The sequence below is a fragment of the Rathayibacter sp. AY1C1 genome (assembly GCF_002932105.1).
Taxonomy (GTDB): Bacteria; Actinomycetota; Actinomycetes; order Actinomycetales; family Microbacteriaceae; genus Rathayibacter.
The window spans coordinates 1-22,259 of sequence record NZ_PSWH01000023.1; the positions used below are offsets into that span (position 1 = coordinate 1).

Here is a 22,259-nt window from a genome sequence, read left to right on the forward strand (position 1 = left end):
CGGTGGTGCCGACCGAGACCGCCATCAGCGCGATCGTCGCGAACGCGAGCACTCCGCGCATCCGCGGGCGCACCCGGACGACGCGGATCAGGCGGAGGGGCGGCGGGGCGGACGGGCCATGGGCGGGTGCCTCCTCGATCGCGGCGGGGGAAGTGGAGCGGCCCCGGCGCCCGCACCGAGGTGCTGGGCTCCGGGGCCGGTCCGGCGTGCCGAGACTACGCGGAGAAGCGCGGGAAGGCGGAGCGACCCGCGTAGGTCGCCGCACCTCCCAGGATCTCCTCGATGCGCAGCAGCTGGTTGTACTTCGCGACGCGGTCCGAGCGGGCCGGGGCGCCGGTCTTGATCTGGCCGCCGTCCACCGCGACCGCGAGGTCGGCGATGGTGGTGTCCTCGGTCTCGCCGGAGCGGTGCGAGAGGATCGCGGTCATGCCGTTGCGCTGGGCGAGGGCCACGGCGTCGAGCGTCTCGGTGAGCGTGCCGATCTGGTTCACCTTGACCAGGATCGAGTTGCCGGCCTTCTCGGCGATGCCGCGGGCGAGGCGCACCGGGTTGGTGACGTACAGGTCGTCTCCGACGAGCTGCACCTTGTCGCCGATGGCCGCGGTGAGGTGGGTCCAGCCGGCCCAGTCGTCCTCGTCCAGCGGGTCCTCGATCGAGACCAGCGGGTAGTTGGCGACGAGGTCGGCGTAGTAGGAGGAGAGCTCCTCGGCCGAGAGCTTCTTGCCCTCGAACGTGTAGGCGCCGTCCTCGTAGAACTCCGAGGAGGCGACGTCGAGCGCGAGCCCGATGTCCTTGCCGGGGGTGAAGCCGGCGGCCTCGACGGCCTTGAGGATGAAGTCGAGCGCCTCGCGGTTGGTGGGCAGGTCGGGGGCGAAGCCGCCCTCGTCGCCGAGGCCGGTGGCGAAGCCGGCCTTCTTCAGCTGCGCCTTGAGCGCGTGGTAGATCTCGACGCCCCAGCGCAGGCCCTCGGAGAAGGACTCGGCGCCCAGCGGGACGGCCATGAACTCCTGGATGTCGACGCCGGTGTCGGCGTGCGCGCCTCCGTTGATGATGTTCATCAGCGGCACGGGCAGGGTGTGCGCGTTCGGGCCGCCGACGTAGCGGAACAGGTCGAGGTCCGACGACTGCGCGGCGGCCTTGGCCACGGCGAGGCTGACGCCGAGGATCGCGTTCGCGCCCAGGCGGGACTTGTTCTCGGTGCCGTCGAGCTCGATCAGCTCGGCGTCGACGAGGCGCTGGTCGGTGGCGTCGAAGCCCTCGATGGCCGGGCCGATCTCGTCGATGACGGCGTCGACGGCCTTCTGCACGCCCTTGCCGAGGTAGCGGTCGGAGTCGCCGTCGCGGAGCTCGTACGCCTCGAACGCGCCGGTGGAGGCGCCGGACGGGACGGCCGCTCGCGAGGACGCGCCGTCCTCGAGCAGGACCTCGACCTCGACCGTGGGGTTGCCACGGGAGTCCAGAATTTCTCGGGCGACGACTGCCTCGATAAGGGCCACAACTATCTCCTCTTGACGGGTGGGCTCCCGGAGACGGGAGCGGTCGGGAAGGAGTCTACTGACCGCCTCCGAAGCGCAGGAGACCGCGGCCGGTCGTAGACTCCCAGGGCCCGATCGCCGGACGGCCCGGGCGCACCCGCCGACCCGGAGGTTCCCCGTGACCACGACCGCCGCCGACCACGTCGACCGTCTCACCGCCGTCGTCCCGGACTTCCCGAGCCCGGGCATCCTGTTCCGCGACCTCACGCCGGTCTTCGGCGACAGCGAGGCCCTGCGGGCGGTGGCCGACGCGCTGATCGAGCCCTACCGCGGACGGATCGACGCGATCGCGGGCGTGGAGGCGCGCGGCTTCCTGCTCGCCGCGGCGGCCGCCTACTCGGCCGGTCTCGGCGTCGTGACCATCCGCAAGCCCGGCAAGCTGCCGCGGGCCGTGCTGCGCGAGCAGGCGACCCTCGAGTACGGAGAGACGATGCTGGAGGTGCACGAGGACGCGGCGCCCCACGGCGCGCGCCTGCTGCTGGTCGACGACGTGCTGGCGACCGGGGGCACGCTCGACGCGAGCCGCCGCCTGATCGAGCGCGCCGGGTGGAGCCTCGAGGGGATCGCGGTGGTCATGGAGCTCGACGGGCTCGGCGGCCGCGAGGTGCTGGCCGGCCACCGCGTCGACGCGATCGTCACCGTTTGACCGGGCCCCGTCGCTCCGCTCCCCCTGCCCTCCCCCTTCCCGCGAGACGCCACCCGGGTATGCGACCCACCGGGCGAGCCGCACTCGAGTGGCGTCCCGCGGAAGGGGGAAGCGACGGGGTCAGGTGAGGGAGAGGGACATCCGGGAGAGGACGAAGGTCTCGAGCACCTGCACGAGCATGTAGAGCACGAGCGAGACGCCGGTCACGAGCACGACCGCCGACCAGACGTCCGCGAACCGGGCCTGGGCGGACCAGGCGTTGATCGCCCCGCCGATGCCCGCACCGGTGGAGAGCCACTCGGCGAGCAGCGCGCCCGTGATCGCTCCGGGCACCGAGATGCGGATCGCGGCGAAGAGCGAGGGCAGCGAGCCGGGGATGGCGACCTTGCGGATCGCGGTGAGGGTGCTGCCGCCGTAGACCGCGACCACGTCGAGCATCTGCGGGGAGGCGTTGTTGAGGCCGAAGGCGATCGTCACCAGCGCGGGGAACAGGACGACGATCCCGCCGATCACCGCGACCGAGGCGATCGAGCCGGTCCCGAAGACGAGGATGATCAGCGGCGCCATCGCGATCAGCGGCACCGAGCGCAGCAGCATCGCGAACGGCATCAGCGCGTGCTCGATGCCCTTCGACAGGCGGAACAGGATCGCGCCGAGGATCGCCACGACCAGGCCGGCCGCGAAGCCGATCAGTGCGTCGCCCATGGTCACGGCGAAGAGGCCGCCCAGCTCGGCGCGGTGCTCCGCGGCCTTCGCATCGGTCACCAGGTGCTGCCAGACGTCCCACGGGCCCTTGACCACGTAGGGCGAGACCCCGCTGAAGAGGACCACGCCGATCCAGATCGCCAGCACGATCACGATCGTGGACAGGGCGACGAGCAGGCTCTTGCGCAGGCTCTTGAGAGTCGCGCCGAGGGCGGCCGTGCGCAGCTGACGCCGCAGCTCGTCGACCGCGAGGATCGACGTGGCCGTGGACTGCTCCGTGCGGTCGGGGACGGTGGTCGTCATGGTCATGCCCGCTTTCCGGAGGACCAGGGCGCGATGAGGCGCCCGATCAGTCCGACGATGCCGTAGCCGAGGAGCGCGACGCCCGCGCAGAGGAGGAAGAGCGCCCAGACGCGGGGCGAGTTCAGCGAGACCTGCGCCGCGACCAGGATCGGGCCCACGCCCGTCTCGATCTTGCCGAAGTACTCGCCGAGGATCGCGCCGAGGAAGGCCGCGGGCACCGCGATCTGCAGCGCCGACAGGATGTTGGGCAGCGCCGCGATCAGACGGACCTTGCGCAGCTGGGTGAACCGCGAGCCCCCGTAGACCGTGACGACGTCGAGCGCCGCCTTGTCGGCCGCCTTCAGCCCGAGCAGGCTGCCGACGACCGTGGTGAAGAACACCGAGAGGCCGGCCAGGAAGATCGCCGTCGCGCTCGCCTTCCCGGGAGCGTCCGCACCGCCGAGGATCAGCAGCACGATCGCTCCGATGGCGACGATCGGCACGCAGTAGGTGATGACCGCGAGCTGCGAGACGACCCCCTCCAGCCAGGGCAGGACCAGCACGAGCGCCGAGAGCACGAGCGCAAGGAGGTTGCCCCAGAAGTAGCCGACGGCCGCCTCGCCGATCGTGACGGAGAAGTTGCGCCAGTAGAAGCCGGCGCCGTCCTCCATCGCGGTCTGCACGACCTGCACGGGAGTGGGGACGGGCGCGTAGGTCGCGGCGCCGGTGGGCGCGGTGACGAGCGCCACGATCCACCAGACGGCGATGATCGCGGCGACGCCGATCAGCCCGGTGAGCCACGGAGGCAGGGACAGGGCGCGGCGCGGGGCCGCGGGGAGCGTGGTGGCCACGATGCCTCCTAGACGCGGTCGTCCGCGGCCGCGCCGCCGTCGCCGAACAGCAGCTCGGAGGCCTGGTCGACGTAGGCGTGGAACTCGGGGGTGCGCTGCATCTCGGGGGTGCGCGGGCGGGGCAGGTCGATGTCGATGATCTCCTTCACCCGTCCCGGGCGCGGGCTCATCACCGCGACGCGGTCCGAGAGGAAGATCGCCTCCGAGATGCCGTGCGTGACGAGGAGCGTCGTGGCGGGCTTCTCCGTCCAGATCCGCAGCAGCTCGAGGTTGAGCTTCTGCCGCGTCATGTCGTCGAGGGCGCCGAACGGCTCGTCGAGCAGCAGGACCTCGGGCTTGAGGATCAGGCACCGCGCGATCGACACACGCTGGCGCATGCCGCCCGAGAGCTGGGCCGGCTTGGCCTTCTCGAAGCCGCGGAGGCCGACGAGGTCGATCAGCTCGTCGATGTAGGACTGGTCGACGCTCTTGCCCGCGATCTCGAACGGCAAACGGATGTTCGCCATGACGCTGCGCCACGGCAGGAGCGCGTGGTCCTGGAAGGCGATGCCGAGCTTGTTGTCGCGGCGCAGCTCCTGGGGAGTGCGGCCGTCGACCCGGATGGAGCCGGACGTCGGCTCCTCCAGTCCCGCGAGGATGCGCAGGATGGTCGACTTGCCGCACCCCGACGGGCCGAGCAGGGCGAGGAAGCTGCCCTGGTCGGTGTGGAGATCGGTGTCCTGCAGCGCCGCGACGCTGCGCGAGCCCATCCGGAACGTCTTCGACAGGCCGTGGATCTGGATGCCGGTGCCGCCGGCACCCTGGTCGCGCAGGGTGCCGGCGTCGGTCGTGTCGCTCACGAGTGGTGCCCTTCGTGGATCAGGATCAGGCCGCGTACTTCATCAGCTCGGGGTTCTCCTCGTAGACCTCGTCGAGGAGGGTCAGATCGAAGAGGTCCTCGGCCGTGACGTCGATCCCGGCGCCCGCGAGGGACGCGATGGTCTCGGACTGCAGCGTCTCGGAGATGGTGAAGAGGCCGTTCGAGACCGTCTCGTCCGAGACGACCAGTTCCTCGGCCTGGATGGTGGCGCCCTTCTTGGAGGACTCCTCGTTGAGGCCGAGGTCCTTGCCGTAGTTCTCGACGGCGAGCATCGCGCCCGCCTCCGGGTCGTTGACCGCGTCGGTCCAGCCCTTGATCTCGGCGACGAGGAACGCCTTCAGAGCGTCGCGCTTCTCGGCGATCGCCTGCTCCGACACCGAGAAGGTCTCGGCGACGAAGGGGAGGCCGTTGTCGGCGAAGGGCAGGTTGACGACCTCGTAGCCCTCGGCCGCGACCGTGATGGCCTCGTTCGTCAGGTAGGCGATGAAGCCGTCGACGGTGCCGTTGACGAGGACGGAGGGGTCGTACTCGACGGGGACGACCGTGAGGTCGGACTCGGACAGGCCGTTCGCGGCGAGCAGCGCCTGGAACAGGGAGGTGTTCGAGGCCTGGACGCCGATCTTCTTCCCGGCGAGGTCGGCCGGAGTGGCGATGTTCCCGGCGGTCTTGATCGAGAGGACCGTGAAGGGGTTCTTCTGGTAGGTCGCGCCGATGATCTTGAGCGGGGCCTCCTGCTGGGCGATCGCGGTGCCGATCGAGACGGCGTCGCTGAGCGCGACGTCCGCGCTGCCCGAGAGGAGCTCGGCCACGCCCGTCGAGGGGCCGGGGGTGAGCGTCACTCCCGCCAGGCCGGCCTCGGTGAAGTAGCCCTTCGAGTCGGCGAAGAACTCGCCCGCGAACTCCTCGTTCTTGATCCAGGAGAGCTGGACCTTGAGGGTGCCGAGGTTGCCGCCGTCCGCGGCGGACGCGCCGGAGGAGTCGGAGGCGCAGGAGGCGAGGACGGAGGCGCCGCCGATCGCGAGGCCGGCGACACCCGCCAGGCGGAGGAGGCTGCGGCGGTCGAAGGCCGGGAGGGAGCGAAGGGGCGACAGGGGCAAGGGGACTCCTCGGGTGGGGATCGTCAGGGCTGCTGCGGTGCGGTGCGCGGGGTCGCGACGGGGTGCCCGTGCAGGCGCGCCAAGCCGCGCCGATCGGGTGCCTCGACGCTATCCGGGGGAGATTTCTCGGGTGTGTCCGCAGATTTCGCGGGTATTAAGGCTCTCACGGATCCGACAAGGATCCGACCAGATCGACATGATCCTCTGACGGATCATCTGAGACCCTGTTCAGGCCCGATGGGACGGCCCCGTCAGCACCCGGCCCCTCCCGCGGACATGGCCCAGCGCCGGCAGCCGGCGACGCTCATCCGGAACAGCCGGTGCAGCTCAGCCGAGGTCCTTGAAGGAGAGGTCGGCGGCGGAGGCGGCGTCCCGCGGGACGAGCGCGAAGCGGGTGAAGCCCGCGGCGGCCGCGCGGTCCAGCAGCGGGGTGAGGTTCTTCGCCCGGCGCTCGAGGCGCACGCGCGAGCCCCGGGCGATCAGCTCCTGCTTGAGCGCGAGCAGCAGCTCGGGCGCCGCGTCGCGCTCGTGGACGAGGACGACGGCGTCGGGACGCTCGACGACGGCACCGCCGATCAGCTCGACGATCCGCTCGAAGCCGATCGAGAAGCCGCAGGCCGGCACGTCCTGACCGAGGAAGCGGCCGATCATCCCGTCGTACCGCCCGCCTCCGCCGACCGAGGAGCCCGAGGACGGGTGCGCGATCTCGAAGATCGTGCCGGTGTAGTAGCCCATGCCCCGCACGAGAGTCGGGTCGAAGCGGAGCGAGACGCCGGCGGGCAGCGAGCGCAGCGACCGGGCCAGGGTCTCGAGCGCGAGCACCGCCTCCGGGTCGATGCCCTCGGGCAGCACGTCGAGGATCGCGGACTGCTCGAGCGCCACTCCCCCGGCGGCGACCGCCTCCTCGATCCGCGCGAGGTAGCCCCCGAGGACCGCGGCCGCGTCCGGCCCGTCGGCCTCGAGCTCGGCGACGACCCCGGTGTCGCCGATCTTGTCGAGCTTGTCGATCGAGATCAGCGCCGGGCCGAAGCGCTCGGGGGCGAAGCCGCAGTGCTCGAGGATTCCGGTGAGGATGCGGCGGTCGTTGATCCGGATGGTGCAGTCCTCGAGGCCCAGCGCGTCGAGCGCCGCCGCGGTCGCCGTGATGAGCTCGACCTCGGCCAGCTGCCCGGGCTCGCCGATGATGTCGATGTCGCACTGCACGAACTGGCGGTACCGCCCCTTCTGCGGGCGCTCGGCGCGCCACACCGGCGCGATCTGCACCGAGCGGAAGACGGCCGGCAGCTCGGCGCGGTGCGAGGCGTAGAAGCGGGCGAGAGGCACCGTGAGGTCGAAGCGCAGGCCGAGGTCGGCGAGGGCGGACGCGTCGTCGACCGCCGCCAGGTCGTCGCGGGTGAGCCCGCGGCGCAGGACGCTGAAGGCGAGCTTCTCGTTGTCGCCGCCGAGCCCGGAGTGGAGGCGGTCGAAGTCCTCGACCACCGGTGTCTCGATCTCGTCGAACCCGTGGGAGGCGTACACGCGGCGGATGACGCCGAGCGCGTGCTCGCGCTTCGCCTTGTCGGCGGGGAGGAAGTCGCGCATGCCGCGGGGCGGGGTGATCGGGGAGGCCATGACGGCGATTCTCCCAGATCGGCCGGGGCGGGCCGGCGGACGCCTCAGTCCGCGCGCCGCTCCTGCTCCACCGCGCGGATCTCGTCCTGCAGGTCGCGCGTCGCCGTGCGGAGCGCACGCTCGGCGTCGAGCCCCTGGGCGCGCGCGGAGGCGACGATGGCCAGCAGGAGCGGGCCGAGGTCCTCCTCCGACTCGATGGGCAGAGGGCCCTGGCCGGCGTCCACGACGCCCAGCGAGGTCGCCTTGCCGATCACCTTGTCGGCGAGCGCGAGGGCGGGCATGCCCTGCGGGATCCCGTCGAGCACGCTGGTGCGGTGCGGCTTCTCGGTGCGCTTGAGCTCGTCCCACACCGCGATGACGTCGTCGGCCGTCTCGGCCGTGGCGTCGCCGAAGACGTGCGGGTGGCGGCCGATCATCTTGGCGTTCATGTGCGCCGCGACGTCCTCGATGGTGAAGGGCTCGGCGCTCTCGGCCGCCAGGTCGGCGTGGAAGAGCACCTGGTAGAGGACGTCGCCGAGCTCCTCGATCAGGTCGGCCCGGTCCCCCGCCTCGATGGCGTCGACGAGCTCGTGCGACTCCTCGATCAGGTAGCGCACGAGCGACTCGTGGGTCTGCTCGGCGTCCCACGGGCAGCCGCCCGGGGCGCGGAGGACGTGGACGGTGCGGATGAGCTCGTCGAGCCGGGGATGCGCGGTCACCCCACCATCCTCGCATCCGGTCCGGCCGCCTCCGCGGACATCCGGGCGGCGCGGGCGCCCGGGAGCCTCAGGCCCGCGCGAGACGCCGCCGCGCGACGAGGAGGCAGCCGCCGGCGACGAGCGGCACCGCGGCGAGGAGGCCGGATGACGCCGCGACGGACACCGCGATCGAGGCGCTGACCAGTGCACCCGCCAGGTTCCAGAGGACCACCGCGACTCCCGCGCCGTCCCCGATCGGGAGCGGCACCGGGCTGAGCAGCTGCGGCGGCAGCGGACCCCGGGTCGCGTCCATCGCCCGCGCGGCGACGGCGGCGACGGCGGTCGCGGCGGCCACCGGCACCGCCGCGCTCGGGAGCAGCAGCGAGGCGGCGAGGGCGCCGAGCACCGCGACTCCGACCGCGAGCACCAGAGGGAACACGGCGTGCAGGAGGAGCAGCTCGAACGGACCGGGGGCGAGGAGCGCCGGCTGCCCCGCTGTCGCGGCGGCGTGGCGGAAGCCGTCGCTCCAGACGCCGGCGCCGAGGTAGGCGAGCACGCCCGCCGCGGCGGCCGGGAGTGCGAGGAGGGAGGACGGCACGACCGCGGCGAGCACGGCGGCGGCGCCGGCAACGGCCAGGGCGACGACCGCGACCGCTGAGCGGCCGGGAGTGCGCAGCGCGCCGATCGCGTCGCGCACCGGCACCGCGAGGGCGAACGGGGAGAGGCGGACCGCTCGGAGCCCCCGCCCGATCGCCGGGAGGGCGCGGTACCCGTCGAGCGACTCGGCGAGGTCGCCCGTCGCTCCGAGCCGGGTGGTCGCCGACCACTGCTGGGCCTGGGCGAGGAGGCGAGGCCCGCGCGCGGCGTCGAGCAGCCGGGGCGCCGCGGCCAGGAGGACCGCGGCCGACGCGAGCAGCACGGTCGCGGCGCGCACCTCCTCCGCTCCGCTCACGGCTGAGGCGAGGAGGCCGCCCGGCGTGGGCGCACCGGGCAGGAGTGCCCCGAGGACCGCGAGGGAGGCGAGGAGGCCCGCCGCGAGCGCGGGGAGGCGCGAGGGGAGGCACTGACCGGCGAGCCAGGCGACGGCGAGGAGGCCGGCGAACGCGGCGCCGCCGGCGACGGCCGCGAGGAGCGGCGCGGAGGCGGCGAGGGCGAGGAGCGACGCGACGGCGGAGCAGCACGCCACGAGACCGGCCGACGCCCGGACCACGGGTCGGCGGAGCACCGACCAGCGGCGCAGATCGGTCGCGAGCAGCACGGCCGTGGTGTGCGGCTCGCCCACCGCGGGTCCGCGCACCCGGCCCAGGAGCACGGCGGCGGGCAGGGCGAGACCCGCGGCGAGGGCGATCAGCGGCTCCGGCACGGCTCCCGCCTCGGCAGCGAGGAGCGCGAGGGCCCGGGCGACGGGGAGGACGACGACGAGGACGGTCATCGCGGCGAGGTAGCCCGCGTAGGTGCGCGGACTCGGCGGAGCCGCGGCGCGGTGCCGGTGCAGAGCCCGCACCTCGGCGACGCGAGCCCTCTCCGCGCGCGTCACGCCCGCTCCAGCTCGACGACCCGCGCGCCCAGACCCTGGATCAGCACAGGGCTGTGGGTCGCGACGACGAGTGCCCGGGACGCGGCTGCGCGCCGCAGGACTTCCGCCACCAGCGGCACCCGCTCGACGTCGAGCCGCTGCTCCGGCTCGTCGAGCAGCAGCACCGCCGAGGGCCGGGCCAGCACGAGCGCGAGGGAGAACAGCTGCGTCTGCCCGGAGGAGAGCTCGTGCGGGAAGCGGCGGGCGAGCGGAGCGAGCGCGAGCGCGTCGAGACCTGCCGCGGCCTCGCGGCGGGCGACGGAGACCGGCGCGCCCCACGAGACGGCCACCATCGCGAGGTGCTCCTCGAGGGTCAGGTCCCGCTCGAAGGGAGGGGTGCCGATCAGGGCGGCGACGGCGCGGCGGTGGGCGGCGGAGCGCTCCTCCGGAGCGCGCCCGGCCACCGCCACGACTCCCTCGCTCGGAGCGGTGAGGCCGGCGATCACCCGCAGGAGCGTGGTCTTGCCGGTGCCGTTGCGGCCCGTCACCGCGACGCGCTCCCCCGCCTCCGCCTCGAGCGAGCACGGGGCGAGCAGCTCGACCCCCGAGGCGCGGACCGCGACCCCGCGGACGGCGACCAGCGGGCCGGCGAGCGGCTCCGGCTCTCGAGGACGGCGGGCGGCGAGGAGCGGCATGCCCTCCATCCTGCCAGCGCGCCCTGCCGCAGCGGCGACGGCCGCCGGAGCGGGGCGGCGCGCCACCGGGGAGCGCCGCCCCGAGGACCTCAGACGGTGACCGGTTCCGGGAACAGCGCGTCCAGGAGCGACGCCACCCACTGGATCAGCGCCCGGTCGCCGAGCGGGACGCCGTCGAGCACGGGCATCGGCACGACGACCGCGTCTGCCTGCTGCAGGTACTTCGCGGTCGGGTACATCCGGCGCAGGCGCACCTGGATCGAGTCGGGCAGGTGAGCGGGAGCCACGCGGACGTTCGAGCCCATCGCGACCACGTCGCTGAGGCCCGCCTTCTGCGCGCGCATCCTCAGCCTCGACACCAGGATGAGGTTCTCGACCGCCTCGGGCAGCTCACCGTAGCGGTCGGTCAGCTCCTCGACCACGAGGTCGATGCTCCCCTCCTTCGCCGTCGGCGACGACGCGGCCGACAGCTTCTGGTACGCCTCCAGGCGCAGCCGCTCGCTGTCGACGTACTCCTCCGGGATGCGCGCGTCGACGGGCAGCTCGAGCCGCAGCTCGGTCTGCCCCTCGGCGACCTCGCCGCGGAAGGTGTCGACGGCCTCGCCGATCATCCGCAGGTAGAGGTCGAAGCCCACGCCCTGGATGTGCCCGGACTGCTCGCCGCCGAGGAGGTTGCCCGCACCGCGGATCTCGAGGTCCTTCAGCGCGATCTGCATGCCGCCGCCGAGGTCCGAGTTGGCGGCCAGCGTCTGCAGCCGGTCGTGCGCGGTCTCGCTCAGCGGCTTCGTCTCGTCGTAGAGGAGGTAGGCGTAGGCGCGCTCGCGGCCGCGGCCGACCCGCCCGCGCAGCTGGTGCAGCTGCGAGAGACCGTACTTGTCGGCGCGGTCGACGATCAGCGTGTTCGCGTTCGGGATGTCGAGGCCGGTCTCGACGATCGTCGTCGACACCAGGACGTCGAACTTGCGCTCCCAGAAGTCGACGATGATCCGCTCGAGCTGCGACTCGCTGAGCTTGCCGTGCGCGACCGCGATCCGCGCCTCGGGCACCAGCTCGGCGAGCTGCGAGGCGACGCGGTTGATCGTCGAGACGCGGTTGTGCACGAAGAACACCTGGCCCTCGCGCAGGAGCTCCCGGCGGATCGCGGCCGACACCTGCTTCTCGGAGTAGGGGCCGACGAAGGTGAGGATCGGGTGGCGCTCCTCCGGCGGGGTCGCGAGGGTCGACATCTCGCGGATGCCGGTCACCGCCATCTCGAGCGTCCGCGGGATGGGCGTGGCGCTCATCGAGAGGATGTCGACGTTCTTCTTCAGCGCCTTGAGCTTGTCCTTGTGCTCGACGCCGAAACGCTGCTCCTCGTCGATCACGAGCAGGCCGAGGTCCTTGAAGACGATGTTGTCGCTGAGGAGCCGGTGGGTCGCGATGACCATGTCGACGGTGCCGTCGGCCAGGCCCTCGATCGTCTCCTTCGACTCCTTCGCGCTCTGGAACCGGCTGAGCGCCCGCAGGTGGACGGGGAAGCCGGCGAAGCGCTCCTGGAACGTCTCGAGGTGCTGGCGGACGAGCAGCGTGGTCGGCACGAGCATCGCGACCTGCTTCCCGTCCTGGATCGCCTTGAACGCGGCGCGCACGGCGACCTCGGTCTTGCCGAAGCCGACGTCGCCCGAGAGCAGGCGGTCCATCGGGATCGGCCGCTCCATGTCGGCCTTGACCTCGTCGATGACGGTGAGCTGGTCGGGGGTCTCGGCGAACGGGAACGCCTCCTCCAGCTCGCGCTGCCAGGGGGTGTCCGGCGGGAACGCGTGCCCGCGGGAGGCCATCCGGGCGGAGTAGAGCTTCACGAGCTCGACCGCGATGTCGCGGACCGCGCGGCGGGCCTTGCTCTTGGCCTGCGCCCAGTCGCTCCCGCCCATCTTGCTCAGCGCCGGAGCCTCGCCGCCGACGTAGCGGGAGAGCAGGTCGAGCTGGTCCGTGGGGACGAGCAGCTTGTCGCCGGGGAAGCCGCGCTTGCTGGGGGCGTACTCGAGCACCAGGTACTCGCGGCGGGTCTTGATCGCGTTGCGGCCCCCGCTGGAGACCTCGCGCTGCGAGAGCTCCACGAACCGGCCGATGCCGTGCGTGGCGTGCACCACGAAGTCGCCGGGCGTGAGCTGCAGCGGGTCGACGACGTTCTTGCGGCGCGAGGCGAGCTTCTTCACCGCTCGGGAGTCGTAGCCGACGGTGCGGCCGTAGAACTCCGTGTCGGTGAGCAGGGCGAGCTTCGCCTCCTCCACCTCGAAGCCGTGGTCGACGGAGGCCTGCACCACGTAGGCCAGGCCCGTCTCGAGCCCGGCGGGGAGGTCGGCGACGATGCGGGCGGCGACCTCGTGCTCGGCGAGGACCTGGTCGGTGCGCTCGACCGTGCCGGTGCCGGGCGCGGTGAGGACCACGGTCCAGCCGTCGGCCAGGCGCGCGCGGACGTGGGCGAGGGCGCCCTCGACGCTCGCTCCGAAGCCGGGGACCGGCTCGCCCTCGACGCGGACGGCGAGGATCTCGTCGATCCCGAGCTCCTCCGGCAGCACCTCGGCCTCGCCCGCGGCGGGGCCCTGGCGGAACGTGCTCATCGTCCACCACGGGTGGTCGGGAGCGTCGGCGCCCGGGGCGCTGAGCTTCACGGAGTCGCGGAGCGCGCCGAGCGAGATGAACTCGCCCGAGGCGAGGTCGATGGGAGCCTCGGCGCCGGCGGTCGCCGCGCTCCAGGCCGCCTGCAGGAACTCGCGGTTCGTCTCGGCGAGGCTGATCGCCCGCGTCGCCACGCGCTCGGGGGCGAGGACCGCGACGGCCGCCCCCTCGGGGAGGTAGTGCGAGATCGGGACCAGCCGCTCCAGCAGCGCGGGGGCGAGCGACTCCATCCCCTCGACCGGGATGCCCTCGGCGATCTTCGCGAGCATCGCCGACAGGCTCGGGAACTCGTGAAGCATCTCGCGGGCCCGCTGCCTCACCGCTGGCACCAGCAGCAGCTCGCGGCTCGGCGGGAGGACCACCGAGTCGGCCTCGCCCGGGAGCGAGCGCTGATCGGCCACGGAGAAGCCGCGGATGGAGTCGACCTCGTCGCCGAAGAAGTCCACTCGGCTCGGATGCTCGGCCACCGCGGGGAAGACGTCGAGGATGCCGCCGCGCACGGCGAACTCGCCGCGGCGCGTGACCATGTCGACCCGAGCGTAGGCCAGGTCGACCAGCTCGGAGGAGATGCGGCCGAGGTCGTAGCCGCGGGCGCCCTTCACGAGTCGGATCGGCTCGATGTCGGCGAGGTTGTCGGCGACCGGCTGCAGCGCCGCGCGCACGGAGGCGACCACCACGAGGGGCCGCTCGCCGGACCACTGCTTCATCCGCCGCAGCGCGTCCAGGCGCCGCCCCACGATCTCGGCGCTCGGGCTGAGGCGCTCGTGCGGCAGCGTCTCCCACGCGGGGAACTCGACGACGTCCGCGTCCGGCAGCATGCAGCCGAGGGAGGCGCGCACGTTCTCGGAGTCGCGGCCCGTGGCCGTGACCACCAGCGCCGCCTGCGGGCGTCCCGCCTCCGCGCGCCTCTCGATCAGGCCCGCGAGCAGGGGGACCCGGAGGCCGTCGGCCACCGAGAAGTCGGCGTCCCGCACCGCGTACGCGAGAGCATCGTCGAACGTGGAGGCGCGCGACAGCGCCGAGATGATCTCGTTGAGGGGCACGGGTCCAGTTTACGGCCGCCCCGCGGACCGACCGCCGAGGGAGCCCCAAACCGTCGAGGGAGCCCGGGGCTGCGATCTCCCTCGCCGTCCGGGGTCCCCTCGGCGGAGGGCGGGTCAGGCGCTGGTGTGGAACTTCAGCTGGGCGGCGGAGAGGCCGGAGTCGGCGATGAGCTCGACGGCGTCGGCGGCGTCCGAGACCAGGATCGGGAGCGCCTCGCGCTCCGGGCCGGCGAAGTCCTTCAGCACGAAGTCGGCGGCCTGCTGGCGGCCCGGCGGGCGGCCGATGCCGACACGCACGCGCAGGAACTCGGCTCCTCCGGTCGCCGCGAGGATGTCGCGGATGCCGTTGTGCCCTCCGTGACCGCCGCCCTGCTTGAGGCGCAGGGTGTCGAAGGGGATGTCGAGCTCGTCGTGCACGACGATCAGGTGCGCCGGGGCGACCGAGTAGAAGTCGAGCAGCTGCGCCGTCGGCCCGCCGGAGAGGTTCATGAAGCTGTTGGGCTTGCCCAGCACGAGCTTCGGCCCGCCCGGGCGGAGGAAGCCCTCGGCGACCACGGCGTTGGCGCGGTTGTGCCGGCGGAACGAGCCGCCGATCCGCGTCGCGAGCTCGTCGAGCACCATCTGACCGACGTTGTGCCGGTTGCGCGCGTACTGCGCGCCCGGGTTGCCCAGTCCGACGACCAGCCAGGTGTCACCCATGTCGTTCCTCTTCCTCGGGGGCGGCGGAGGGACTCCCCCGCCGGACGCGGAACGGGCCCGCCGCGGCTGCGAGCGGGCCCGTTCCCGGGGTGGTGCGGACTACTCCGCGGTCTCGGCGACGACGTCGCCCGAGGCCGGGGTCTCGTCGTCCTCGCCCAGGTCCTGCTCGACCTCGGCGGTGACGTTGACGATGAGCACCTCGGCGTCGGTGACCAGCGTGGCGCCCTCGGGGAGCGTGACGTCGGCGGCGGTGATCTGCGTGCCGGCCTCGAGGCCCTCGACGGAGACGACGATGTTCTGCGGGATGCGCGTGGCGTCGACCTCGAGCGAGAGGGTGTTCGACTCGATCGAGACGAGGGTGCCGGGAGCGGCGTCGCCCTCGACGTGCACGGGGATGTCCACCTCGACCTTCTCGCCCTTGTTGATGACGACGAGGTCGATGTGCTCGATGATCTGGCGCACCGGGTCGCGCTGGATGTCCTTCACCAGGGTGGTCTGCGCGGCGCCCTCGATGTCGAGCTCGAGGATCGCGTTCGCCTTGCGGGTGAGCAGGAGCACCTGGTGGCCCGGGAGGGTGAGGTGCTGGGGCTCGGTGCCGTGGCCGTAGAGGACCGCGGGGATCTTGTCCTGCGCGCGGATCTTGCGGGCGGCGCCCTTGCCGAACGAGGTGCGGACCTCGACGACGACCTTGTTGGTCAGTTCAGCCATGATGTTCTCCTTGGGCGGCGCGCACGCCACCGGATCGGGTCGTGGCCTGCGGCCACGGACGGTTTGTCGACTCGAACGCATGTCAGCGTGAGGAGAAGTCCGTGGCGCCCCGTGGGGGCCTCGCCTGCTTCCACCGCGTCGATCACGGATGCACGTGCATCCCTCGCCGAAGTTCAGCTGCCGATCTTACCCGGCATCGCGGCCGCCCGCCAGCAGGCGGTCGCGCCGCCGGACTCGGAGCCGGACGTCCAGGCGGACCGCCTACCGTGCGGGTATGACGAGCGACGACTTCGGCTCCTACGTCGAGAAGAACGGCTTCCACCGCGACACGAACTACATCCCGACGCGGATCACCGCCGACGGCCGCGACGGGTACCCGGTGGAGGCCGGGCGCTACCGCCTCGTCGTCTCCCGCGCCTGCCCGTGGGCGAACCGCGCCGTGATCGTGCGGCGCCTGCTCGGGCTCGAGGACGCCCTCTCGATGGGCATCTGCGGGCCCACCCACGACAAGCGCAGCTGGACCTTCGACCTCGATCCGGGCGGGGTCGACCCGGTGCTGGGCATCCCCCGCCTCCAGGACGCGTTCTTCGCCCGCTTCCCCGACTACCCGCGCGGGATCACCGTCCCGGCCCTCGTGGACATCCCGAGCGGCCAGGTCGTCACCAACGACTACCCGGTGATGACGCTCGACTTCTCCACCGAGTGGACCGCGTTCCACCGCGACGGCGCCCCCGACCTCTACCCCGAGGAGCACCGCGAGGAGATCGACGAGATCGCCGAGCTGGTTTTCCACGACGTGAACAACGGCGTCTACAAGTGCGGCTTCGCCGGCTCGCAGCGCTCCTACGACCGGGCCTACGACCGCCTCTGGGCGCGGCTGGACTGGCTGGAGGAGCGGCTGAGCACCCGCCGCTACCTGGTCGGCGACACCATCACCGAGGCGGACGTGCGGCTCTTCACGACGCTCGCCCGCTTCGACGCCGTCTACTACAGCCACTTCAAGGCCAACCGGAACCTGCTGTCGGCGATGCCCGCGCTCTGGGGCTACGCCCGGGATCTGTTCGCCACTCCGGGGTTCGGCGACACGATCGACTTCACCCACATCAAGTCGCACTACTACGAGGTGCAGCGGGACATCAATCCGACCGGCGTCGTCCCCAAGGGCCCGGACCTCTCCGGCTGGCTCGTCCCCTCGCGCCGCGAGGAGCTCGGCGGCCGCCCGTTCGGCGACGGCACTCCCCCGCCGCCGCCGATCCCGTCGGAGCGCGTCCCCCTCGGCCACGGCGCCTGACCGGTTCCGGTCGCGGTCGTCGCGGCGCGCGCAAGACCGTGCGCGCGCCGCACGACTGATGTGCAGCCGGGAGACGGCTCGGACCCGGGCTCCCCGGAGCGACCCGGGGCTAGCCTGAGCTCGCCCCTGAACGCGAACGTCGAGGAGAACCGTGTCTGACAAGCCCACCGCCACAGCCAACATCGGAGTCGTCGGTCTGGCGGTGATGGGCTCGAACCTCGCCCGCAACCTCGCCAGCCGCGAGGGCAACACGGTCGCGGTGTTCAACCGCTCCTACGGCCGCACCGAGACCCTCATCACGGAGCACCCGGAGGCGGGCTTCGTCGCGTCCGAGACCATCGAGGACTTCGCCGCCTCGCTCGCCACCCCGCGCACCGCGATCATCATGGTCCAGGCCGGCCGCGGCACCGACGCCGTGATCGAGCAGCTGACGAAGGTCTTCGAGCCCGGCGACATCATCGTCGACGGCGGCAACGCGCTCTTCACCGACACCATCCGCCGCGAGAAGGCCGTCCGCGAGACCGGCATCCACTTCGTCGGCACCGGCATCTCCGGCGGCGAGGAGGGCGCGCTCAAGGGCCCGTCGATCATGCCCGGCGGCTCGGTCGAGTCCTACAGGACCCTCGGCCCGATCCTCTCGTCGATCGCCGCGGTCGCCGAGGGCGAGCCCTGCGTCACCCACATCGGCACCGACGGCGCCGGCCACTTCGTCAAGATGATCCACAACGGCATCGAGTACGCCGACATGCAGCTCATCGCCGAGGCGTACGACCTGCTCCGCACCGTCGGGGGACACGAGCCCGCCGCCATCGCCGAGGTCTTCGACGCCTGGAACAAGGGCGACCTCGAGTCGTACCTCATCGAGATCACCGCCGAGGTGCTCCGCCAGGTCGACGCCGACACCGGCAACCCCTTCATCGACGTCGTCCTCGACCAGGCCGGCTCGAAGGGCACCGGCGTCTGGACCGTGCAGAACGCGCTCGACCTCGGCGTCCCCGTCGGCGGCATCGCCGAGGCCGTCTTCGCCCGCGCCGTGTCCTCCCACCCCGAGCAGCGCGAGGCCGTGCAGGCCCGCGTCACCTCGCGCCCGACCCCGGTCGAGAAGTACGAGGGCTTCGAGGACGACGTGCGCGCCGCGCTCTACGCCTCCAAGGTCGTCGCCTACTCGCAGGGCTTCGACGCGATCATCGCCGGGGCCGAGAAGTACGGCTGGGAGATCGACAAGGGCGCGGTCGCCAAGATCTGGCGCGCGGGCTGCATCATCCGCGCCCAGTTCCTCAACCGCATCGTCGACGCCTACGACGAGAACGCCGGCATCACGACCCTCCTCGAGGACCCGTACTTCGCCGAGGCCGTCGCGAACGGCGAGGCCGCCTGGCGCCGCATCGTCTCGACCGCCGCGCTCTCGGGCGTGCCGATCCCCGGCTTCGGCGCCGCGCTGTCGTACTACGACTCGCTCGCCTCCAAGCGCCTCCCGGCCGCTCTCGTGCAGGGCCAGCGCGACTTCTTCGGAGCGCACACCTACAAGCGCGTCGACAGGGAGGGCACCTTCCACACGCTGTGGTCGGGTGACCGCACCGAGGTCGAGCAGGACCCCTCCACGCACTGACCTGCGTCGCACGAGGAAGGCGCCCCCGCCCGCAGGATCCACGGATCCTCGGGCGGGGGCGCCTTCCTCGTTGCGGAGAGAGCTCCCCTGTCGTCAGCGGAGCCGGGCGGTGGCGTCCGGCTCCCCGAGCGGGCGCTCGACGCCCGGGCCGGCTGACCCCTCAGGTCCGGAACGCCCGCGCGATCAGGAGCGCCGCCAGGAGCACCGCTGCGGCGGCCGCCGTGGCCGCCGGGAGGGCGAGCAGGAGCAGCAGCGAGACCGCGGCCGACGCGAGGGCGGGCCCGCTCGCCCCGGCCGCTCCGTGGTCGAGGCGCCGCACGATGGTCGCCACCAGCAGAGCGGCCACGGCGAAGGCGAGCAGCGCGTCGGCGTCGAGGATCACGACCGCGAGCACGGCGACCAGGCAGAGGACGAGCTGGGCCGCCGCCGGCACGCCGGTCCTGCGGTTCCTGGTGGCGAGCACTGCCGGGATCTCCCCCGCGCCGGCGAGACGGACGAGGGCGCGCGCATCCCTCCTCCCGAGGTCGAGGAGCGCGAGCAGGACCGCGATCACCGCGGCGGCCCCGACGAGCCCGGACGCGGGCGTGCCCCGGGTGACAGCGCTCAGGGGGGTCTCCGAGGACGCGAGGACCTCGGGACCGGCCGCCAGGAGCAGACCGGTGCCGAGCGCGGCGGCGGCCGCCGTGGCGATCCCGATGCGCAGCAGGGCGGGGCGGAGAGCCGTCACCGCGCCGGAGCGGGAGGTCGGCAGGAGGATCAGGAGCAGGGCCGCGGCGGTGCCGGCTCCCAGCGGCCCTCCGTTGCGCAGCGGGTCGAGCGGCGCGGGGTCCGGAGGGGACACCAGCACGATCACGGCGGCGGCGGCCAGCAGGACGACGACCGCACCGACGAGGAGCAGGACCGGGCGAGCGGGGAGGCGCCCGCCGCGCAGACCGAAGAGCGCGACGGCCACGAGCAGCAGGACGGCCAGGGGCCGGGCCGCTCCCCCGAGGACCGACTGGGCCGCGGTCAGGGCCAGCGCGGCCGAGGCGAAGGCGCGCCCGACGATCCCGAGCCACTCGGAGGAGGGGCCGTCGTGGACGGTGCGCCCGGCATCGGCGACGGCGCTCAGGGCCGCGGCGGCCGCAGCGACGGCGAGCCCGAGGAGCAGCCACCAGCCCGCCGCGGCGGCGGCCGGCGACCAGACCAGGAAGACCGCCGCCAGGGCGAGGGTCGCATCCGAACGCTGGGGCACGGCCTCACCCTAGGCGGTGGAGCCGGGGCGGGACCCGGGTGCGCTCTGCAGGGCGCACCCGGGGCGCGGGGTCCTACGCGTCGCCGTCGAACATCGACGTCACGGAGCCGTCGTCGAAGACCTCGTGGATGGCGCGGGCCAGCAGCGGAGCGATGGGCAGGATCGTCAGGCGGTCCCAGGTCTTCTCCGGCGGCAGCGGCAGGGTGTCGGTGACGACGACCGAGTCGATGAATTCCGAGCTCAGGAGCTCGACCGCCGGGTCCGAGAAGACGGCGTGGGTGGCCGCGACGACCACGCCGATCGCGCCCGCCTTCTTCAGCGCCTCGGCCGCCTTCGCGATGGTGCGCCCGGTGTCGATGAGGTCGTCGACGAGGAGGCAGACGCGGCCCTTCACCTCGCCGACGATCTCGTGGACGGAGACCTGGTTGGCGACCTTCGGGTCGCGGCGCTTGTGGATGATCGCCAGCGGGACGCCGAGCTTGTCGCTCCAGATGTCGGCGACGCGGACGCGGCCCATGTCGGGCGAGACGATGGTGAGGGTCGAGGGGTCGAGCTTCTCGCGGAAGTGCTCGAGCAGCACCGGCATCGCGAAGAGGTGGTCGACGGGGCCGTCGAAGAAGCCCTGGATCTGCGCCGCGTGCAGGTCGACCGACATGATCCGATCGGCTCCCGCCGCCTTGAAGAGGTCCGCGACGAGGCGGGCCGAGATCGGCTCGCGGCCGCGGCCCTTCTTGTCCTGGCGCGCGTAGGGGTAGAAGGGGGCGACCACGGTGATCCGCTTGGCGGAGGCGCGCTTGAGCGCGTCGACCATGATCAGCTGCTCCATCAGCCACTCGTTGATCGGGGACGTGTGCGACTGGAGGACGAACACGTCGCCTCCGCGGACCGACTCGCCGTAGCGGACGTAGAGCTCGCCGTTGGCGAAGGTGCGCCCCTCGGTCGTGACGAGCTCGGTCCCGAGCTCGGCGGCGACCGCTTCCGCCAGTGCCGGATGCGCCCTCCCCGAGACGAGGACCAGGCTCTTCTTGTTGCTGGCGGTGATGCCGGTCACTGTGCTCCGCTTCCTCCGGTGGGCGCCTGGTCGGATCCGGTGGGATCCGACGCCAGGGCCGCCTCGGCGGCGTCGGCCGCCGCGGTGCCCGGACGGTGGGTCTGCACCCACCCGGCCATGTTGCGCTGCGGAGCGACGGTGATCCCGAGGGCTCCGGCGGGGATGTCCTTGCGGATGACCGTGCCGGCGCCCGTGTACGCTCCGTCACCGATTCTAACGGGGGCGACGAAGACGTTGTGCGACCCCGCACGCACGTGCGAGCCCACCACGGAGGACGCCTTGCTCACCCCGTCGTAGTTGGCGAAGATCGAGCCGGCGCCGATGTTCGACTCCTCGCCGATGACCGCGTCGCCGACGTAGGAGAGGTGCGGGACCTTCGATCCCTCGCCGATGACGGCGTTCTTGGTCTCGACGTAGGTGCCGATCTTGCCGCGGGCGCCGAGCACGGTGCCGGGGCGGAGGAACGAGAACGGGCCGACCTGGGCCTTCGCGCCGATGACGGCGAGCGTCGCGTCGGAGCGCTTCACGACCGCGTCCTCGCCGACCTCGCAGGAGTCGAGCGTGGTGTCCGGGCCGATGACCGCACCGGTGGCGATGACGGTCGGGCCCTTGATCTGCGTGCCTGGGAGGATCTCGACGTCCGGGGCGAGGACCGCGTCCACGTCGATCCAGGTGGTCGCCGGGTCCTGGATCGTGACGCCCTCGAGCTGCCAGCGGCGCACGATGCGCGCGTTGAGCTCGAGCGCCGCGTCGGCGAGCTGGGCGCGGTCGTTGATCCCGGCCACGAGCCAGCGGTCCTGCACGGGGACGGCCTCGATCGCGCGGCCGGCGGCCTTGAGCGCGGCGGCGGCGTCGGTGAGGTACTTCTCCCGCTGGGCGTTCTCGGTGCCGATCGCGCCGATGACCGAGCGGAGCGCGGCGGCGTCGAAGGCGTAGACGCCGGCGTTGATCTCGGTGAGGTCGAGCTCGTCGGGGCTCGCGTCCTTCTGCTCCACGATGGAGGCGAAGGCGCCGTCGCCGCCGCGGACGATCCGGCCGAAGCCGGTCGGGTCCTCGAGCACGCAGGAGAGCATGGTGAGCGCGTTCGCCGCGGCGAGGTGCTCGTCGACCAGGCGGCGGAGGGTCGGCGCGTCCAGCAGCGGGACGTCGGCGCTCAGCACGACGACCGTGCCGGCGAAGGACGCCGGGAGCGCCGCGAGGCCCTGCTCGACCGCGCGGCCGGTGCCGGGCGTCTCGTCCTGGTCCACCACCAGTGCGGAGGGGGTGTGCTCGAGGACGGCCTCGGCGACCCGGTCGCGCTCGTGGCGCACCACGGTGACGACGTGCGCCGCGTCGAGCGAGGCGGCCGTGTCCAGCACGTGCCCGAGCAGCGGCCTCCCGGCGAGGCGGTGCAGGACCTTCGGGGTGCGGGACTTCATGCGGGTGCCCTGGCCTGCCGCCAGGATCACGACGGCGAGCGTGCTGTCTGCCATGTTCTTCGCGTTCTCCTCCG

Annotated in this window: 18 protein-coding genes; 3 read left to right on the forward strand and 15 right to left on the reverse strand. The window is 72.7% G+C overall.

The window, feature by feature from the left end:
- Positions 1-215 precede the first annotated feature (215 nt).
- Positions 216-1,496, reverse strand: a complete 1,281-nt coding sequence (gene eno / locus C5C71_RS11575; protein ID WP_104222361.1) for a phosphopyruvate hydratase — start codon at positions 1,494-1,496, stop codon at positions 216-218.
- 157 nt (positions 1,497-1,653) lie between these two features.
- On the opposite strand from eno, the gene C5C71_RS11580 reads away from it, so the two are divergent.
- Positions 1,654-2,181 (forward strand): adenine phosphoribosyltransferase, encoded by a 528-nt coding sequence (locus C5C71_RS11580; RefSeq protein ID WP_104337730.1) that lies wholly within the window; start codon positions 1,654-1,656, stop codon positions 2,179-2,181.
- Positions 2,182-2,301: 120 nt separating this feature from the next.
- Here the strand turns inward: C5C71_RS11580 and C5C71_RS11585 are convergent, their stop codons facing one another.
- From C5C71_RS11585 to C5C71_RS11635, 11 genes are all read right to left on the reverse strand, one after another.
- Positions 2,302-3,195 carry an ABC transporter permease gene (locus C5C71_RS11585; protein ID WP_104222359.1) on the reverse strand — a complete coding sequence of 298 codons (894 nt, stop codon included), beginning with the start codon at positions 3,193-3,195 and terminating at the stop codon, positions 2,302-2,304.
- Positions 3,192-4,019: an ABC transporter permease gene (locus C5C71_RS11590; protein ID WP_258062147.1), complete on the reverse strand. Its 828-nt coding sequence runs from the start codon at positions 4,017-4,019 to the stop codon at positions 3,192-3,194. Before C5C71_RS11590 ends, C5C71_RS11585 begins: the two co-directional genes overlap by 4 nt.
- A gap of 8 nt (positions 4,020-4,027) precedes the next feature.
- The gene (locus tag C5C71_RS11595; RefSeq protein ID WP_104222373.1) at positions 4,028-4,768 is read right to left on the reverse strand and encodes an ABC transporter ATP-binding protein; all 741 of its coding nucleotides are present in this window, start codon (positions 4,766-4,768) and stop codon (positions 4,028-4,030) included.
- A gap of 115 nt (positions 4,769-4,883) precedes the next feature.
- Positions 4,884-5,975, reverse strand: coding sequence for an ABC transporter substrate-binding protein (locus C5C71_RS11600; protein WP_258068716.1), 1,092 nt, complete (start codon positions 5,973-5,975; stop codon positions 4,884-4,886).
- Between the two features lie 327 nt (positions 5,976-6,302).
- Positions 6,303-7,586: a histidine--tRNA ligase gene (gene hisS / locus C5C71_RS11605; RefSeq protein WP_104337731.1), complete on the reverse strand. Its 1,284-nt coding sequence runs from the start codon at positions 7,584-7,586 to the stop codon at positions 6,303-6,305.
- Positions 7,587-7,630: 44 nt separating this feature from the next.
- Positions 7,631-8,284: a MazG family protein gene (locus C5C71_RS11610; RefSeq protein WP_104222356.1), complete on the reverse strand. Its 654-nt coding sequence runs from the start codon at positions 8,282-8,284 to the stop codon at positions 7,631-7,633.
- A 67-nt stretch (positions 8,285-8,351) separates the two neighbouring features.
- Positions 8,352-9,800, reverse strand: a complete 1,449-nt coding sequence (locus C5C71_RS11615) for a hypothetical protein (RefSeq protein WP_104337732.1) — start codon at positions 9,798-9,800, stop codon at positions 8,352-8,354.
- Positions 9,797-10,474: an ATP-binding cassette domain-containing protein gene (locus tag C5C71_RS11620; protein WP_104337733.1), complete on the reverse strand. Its 678-nt coding sequence runs from the start codon at positions 10,472-10,474 to the stop codon at positions 9,797-9,799. The genes C5C71_RS11615 and C5C71_RS11620 overlap by 4 nt, the downstream gene beginning before the upstream one ends.
- A gap of 89 nt (positions 10,475-10,563) precedes the next feature.
- Positions 10,564-14,175 carry a transcription-repair coupling factor gene (gene mfd, locus C5C71_RS11625; protein WP_104262852.1) on the reverse strand — a complete coding sequence of 1,204 codons (3,612 nt, stop codon included), beginning with the start codon at positions 14,173-14,175 and terminating at the stop codon, positions 10,564-10,566.
- 114 nt (positions 14,176-14,289) lie between these two features.
- Positions 14,290-14,874 (reverse strand): aminoacyl-tRNA hydrolase, encoded by a 585-nt coding sequence (gene pth, locus C5C71_RS11630; protein ID WP_104337734.1) that lies wholly within the window; start codon positions 14,872-14,874, stop codon positions 14,290-14,292.
- 99 nt (positions 14,875-14,973) lie between these two features.
- Positions 14,974-15,582: a 50S ribosomal protein L25/general stress protein Ctc gene (locus C5C71_RS11635; protein ID WP_104238997.1), complete on the reverse strand. Its 609-nt coding sequence runs from the start codon at positions 15,580-15,582 to the stop codon at positions 14,974-14,976.
- A 274-nt stretch (positions 15,583-15,856) separates the two neighbouring features.
- Here C5C71_RS11635 and C5C71_RS11640 point away from each other — a divergent pair, with 274 nt between their 5' ends.
- Both C5C71_RS11640 and gndA read left to right on the forward strand, forming a co-directional pair.
- Positions 15,857-16,873, forward strand: a complete 1,017-nt coding sequence (locus C5C71_RS11640; RefSeq protein ID WP_104226929.1) for a glutathione S-transferase family protein — start codon at positions 15,857-15,859, stop codon at positions 16,871-16,873.
- 151 nt (positions 16,874-17,024) lie between these two features.
- On the forward strand, positions 17,025-18,482 hold the full coding sequence (gene gndA, locus C5C71_RS11645) for an NADP-dependent phosphogluconate dehydrogenase (RefSeq protein WP_104226928.1): 1,458 nt from the start codon (positions 17,025-17,027) through the stop codon (positions 18,480-18,482).
- Between the two features lie 160 nt (positions 18,483-18,642).
- Here gndA and C5C71_RS11650 read toward each other — a convergent pair whose 3' ends face one another.
- The 3 genes from C5C71_RS11650 to glmU form a co-directional block, all read right to left on the reverse strand.
- Positions 18,643-19,716 carry a hypothetical protein gene (locus tag C5C71_RS11650; protein ID WP_104226927.1) on the reverse strand — a complete coding sequence of 358 codons (1,074 nt, stop codon included), beginning with the start codon at positions 19,714-19,716 and terminating at the stop codon, positions 18,643-18,645.
- Positions 19,717-19,789: 73 nt separating this feature from the next.
- A complete protein-coding gene (locus C5C71_RS11655) occupies positions 19,790-20,767 on the reverse strand; it encodes a ribose-phosphate diphosphokinase (RefSeq protein ID WP_104222342.1) in 978 nt (325 codons plus the stop codon).
- Positions 20,764-22,239: a bifunctional UDP-N-acetylglucosamine diphosphorylase/glucosamine-1-phosphate N-acetyltransferase GlmU gene (gene glmU, locus C5C71_RS11660; protein WP_104226937.1), complete on the reverse strand. Its 1,476-nt coding sequence runs from the start codon at positions 22,237-22,239 to the stop codon at positions 20,764-20,766. The genes C5C71_RS11655 and glmU overlap by 4 nt, the downstream gene beginning before the upstream one ends.
- Positions 22,240-22,259: the final 20 nt, after the last annotated feature.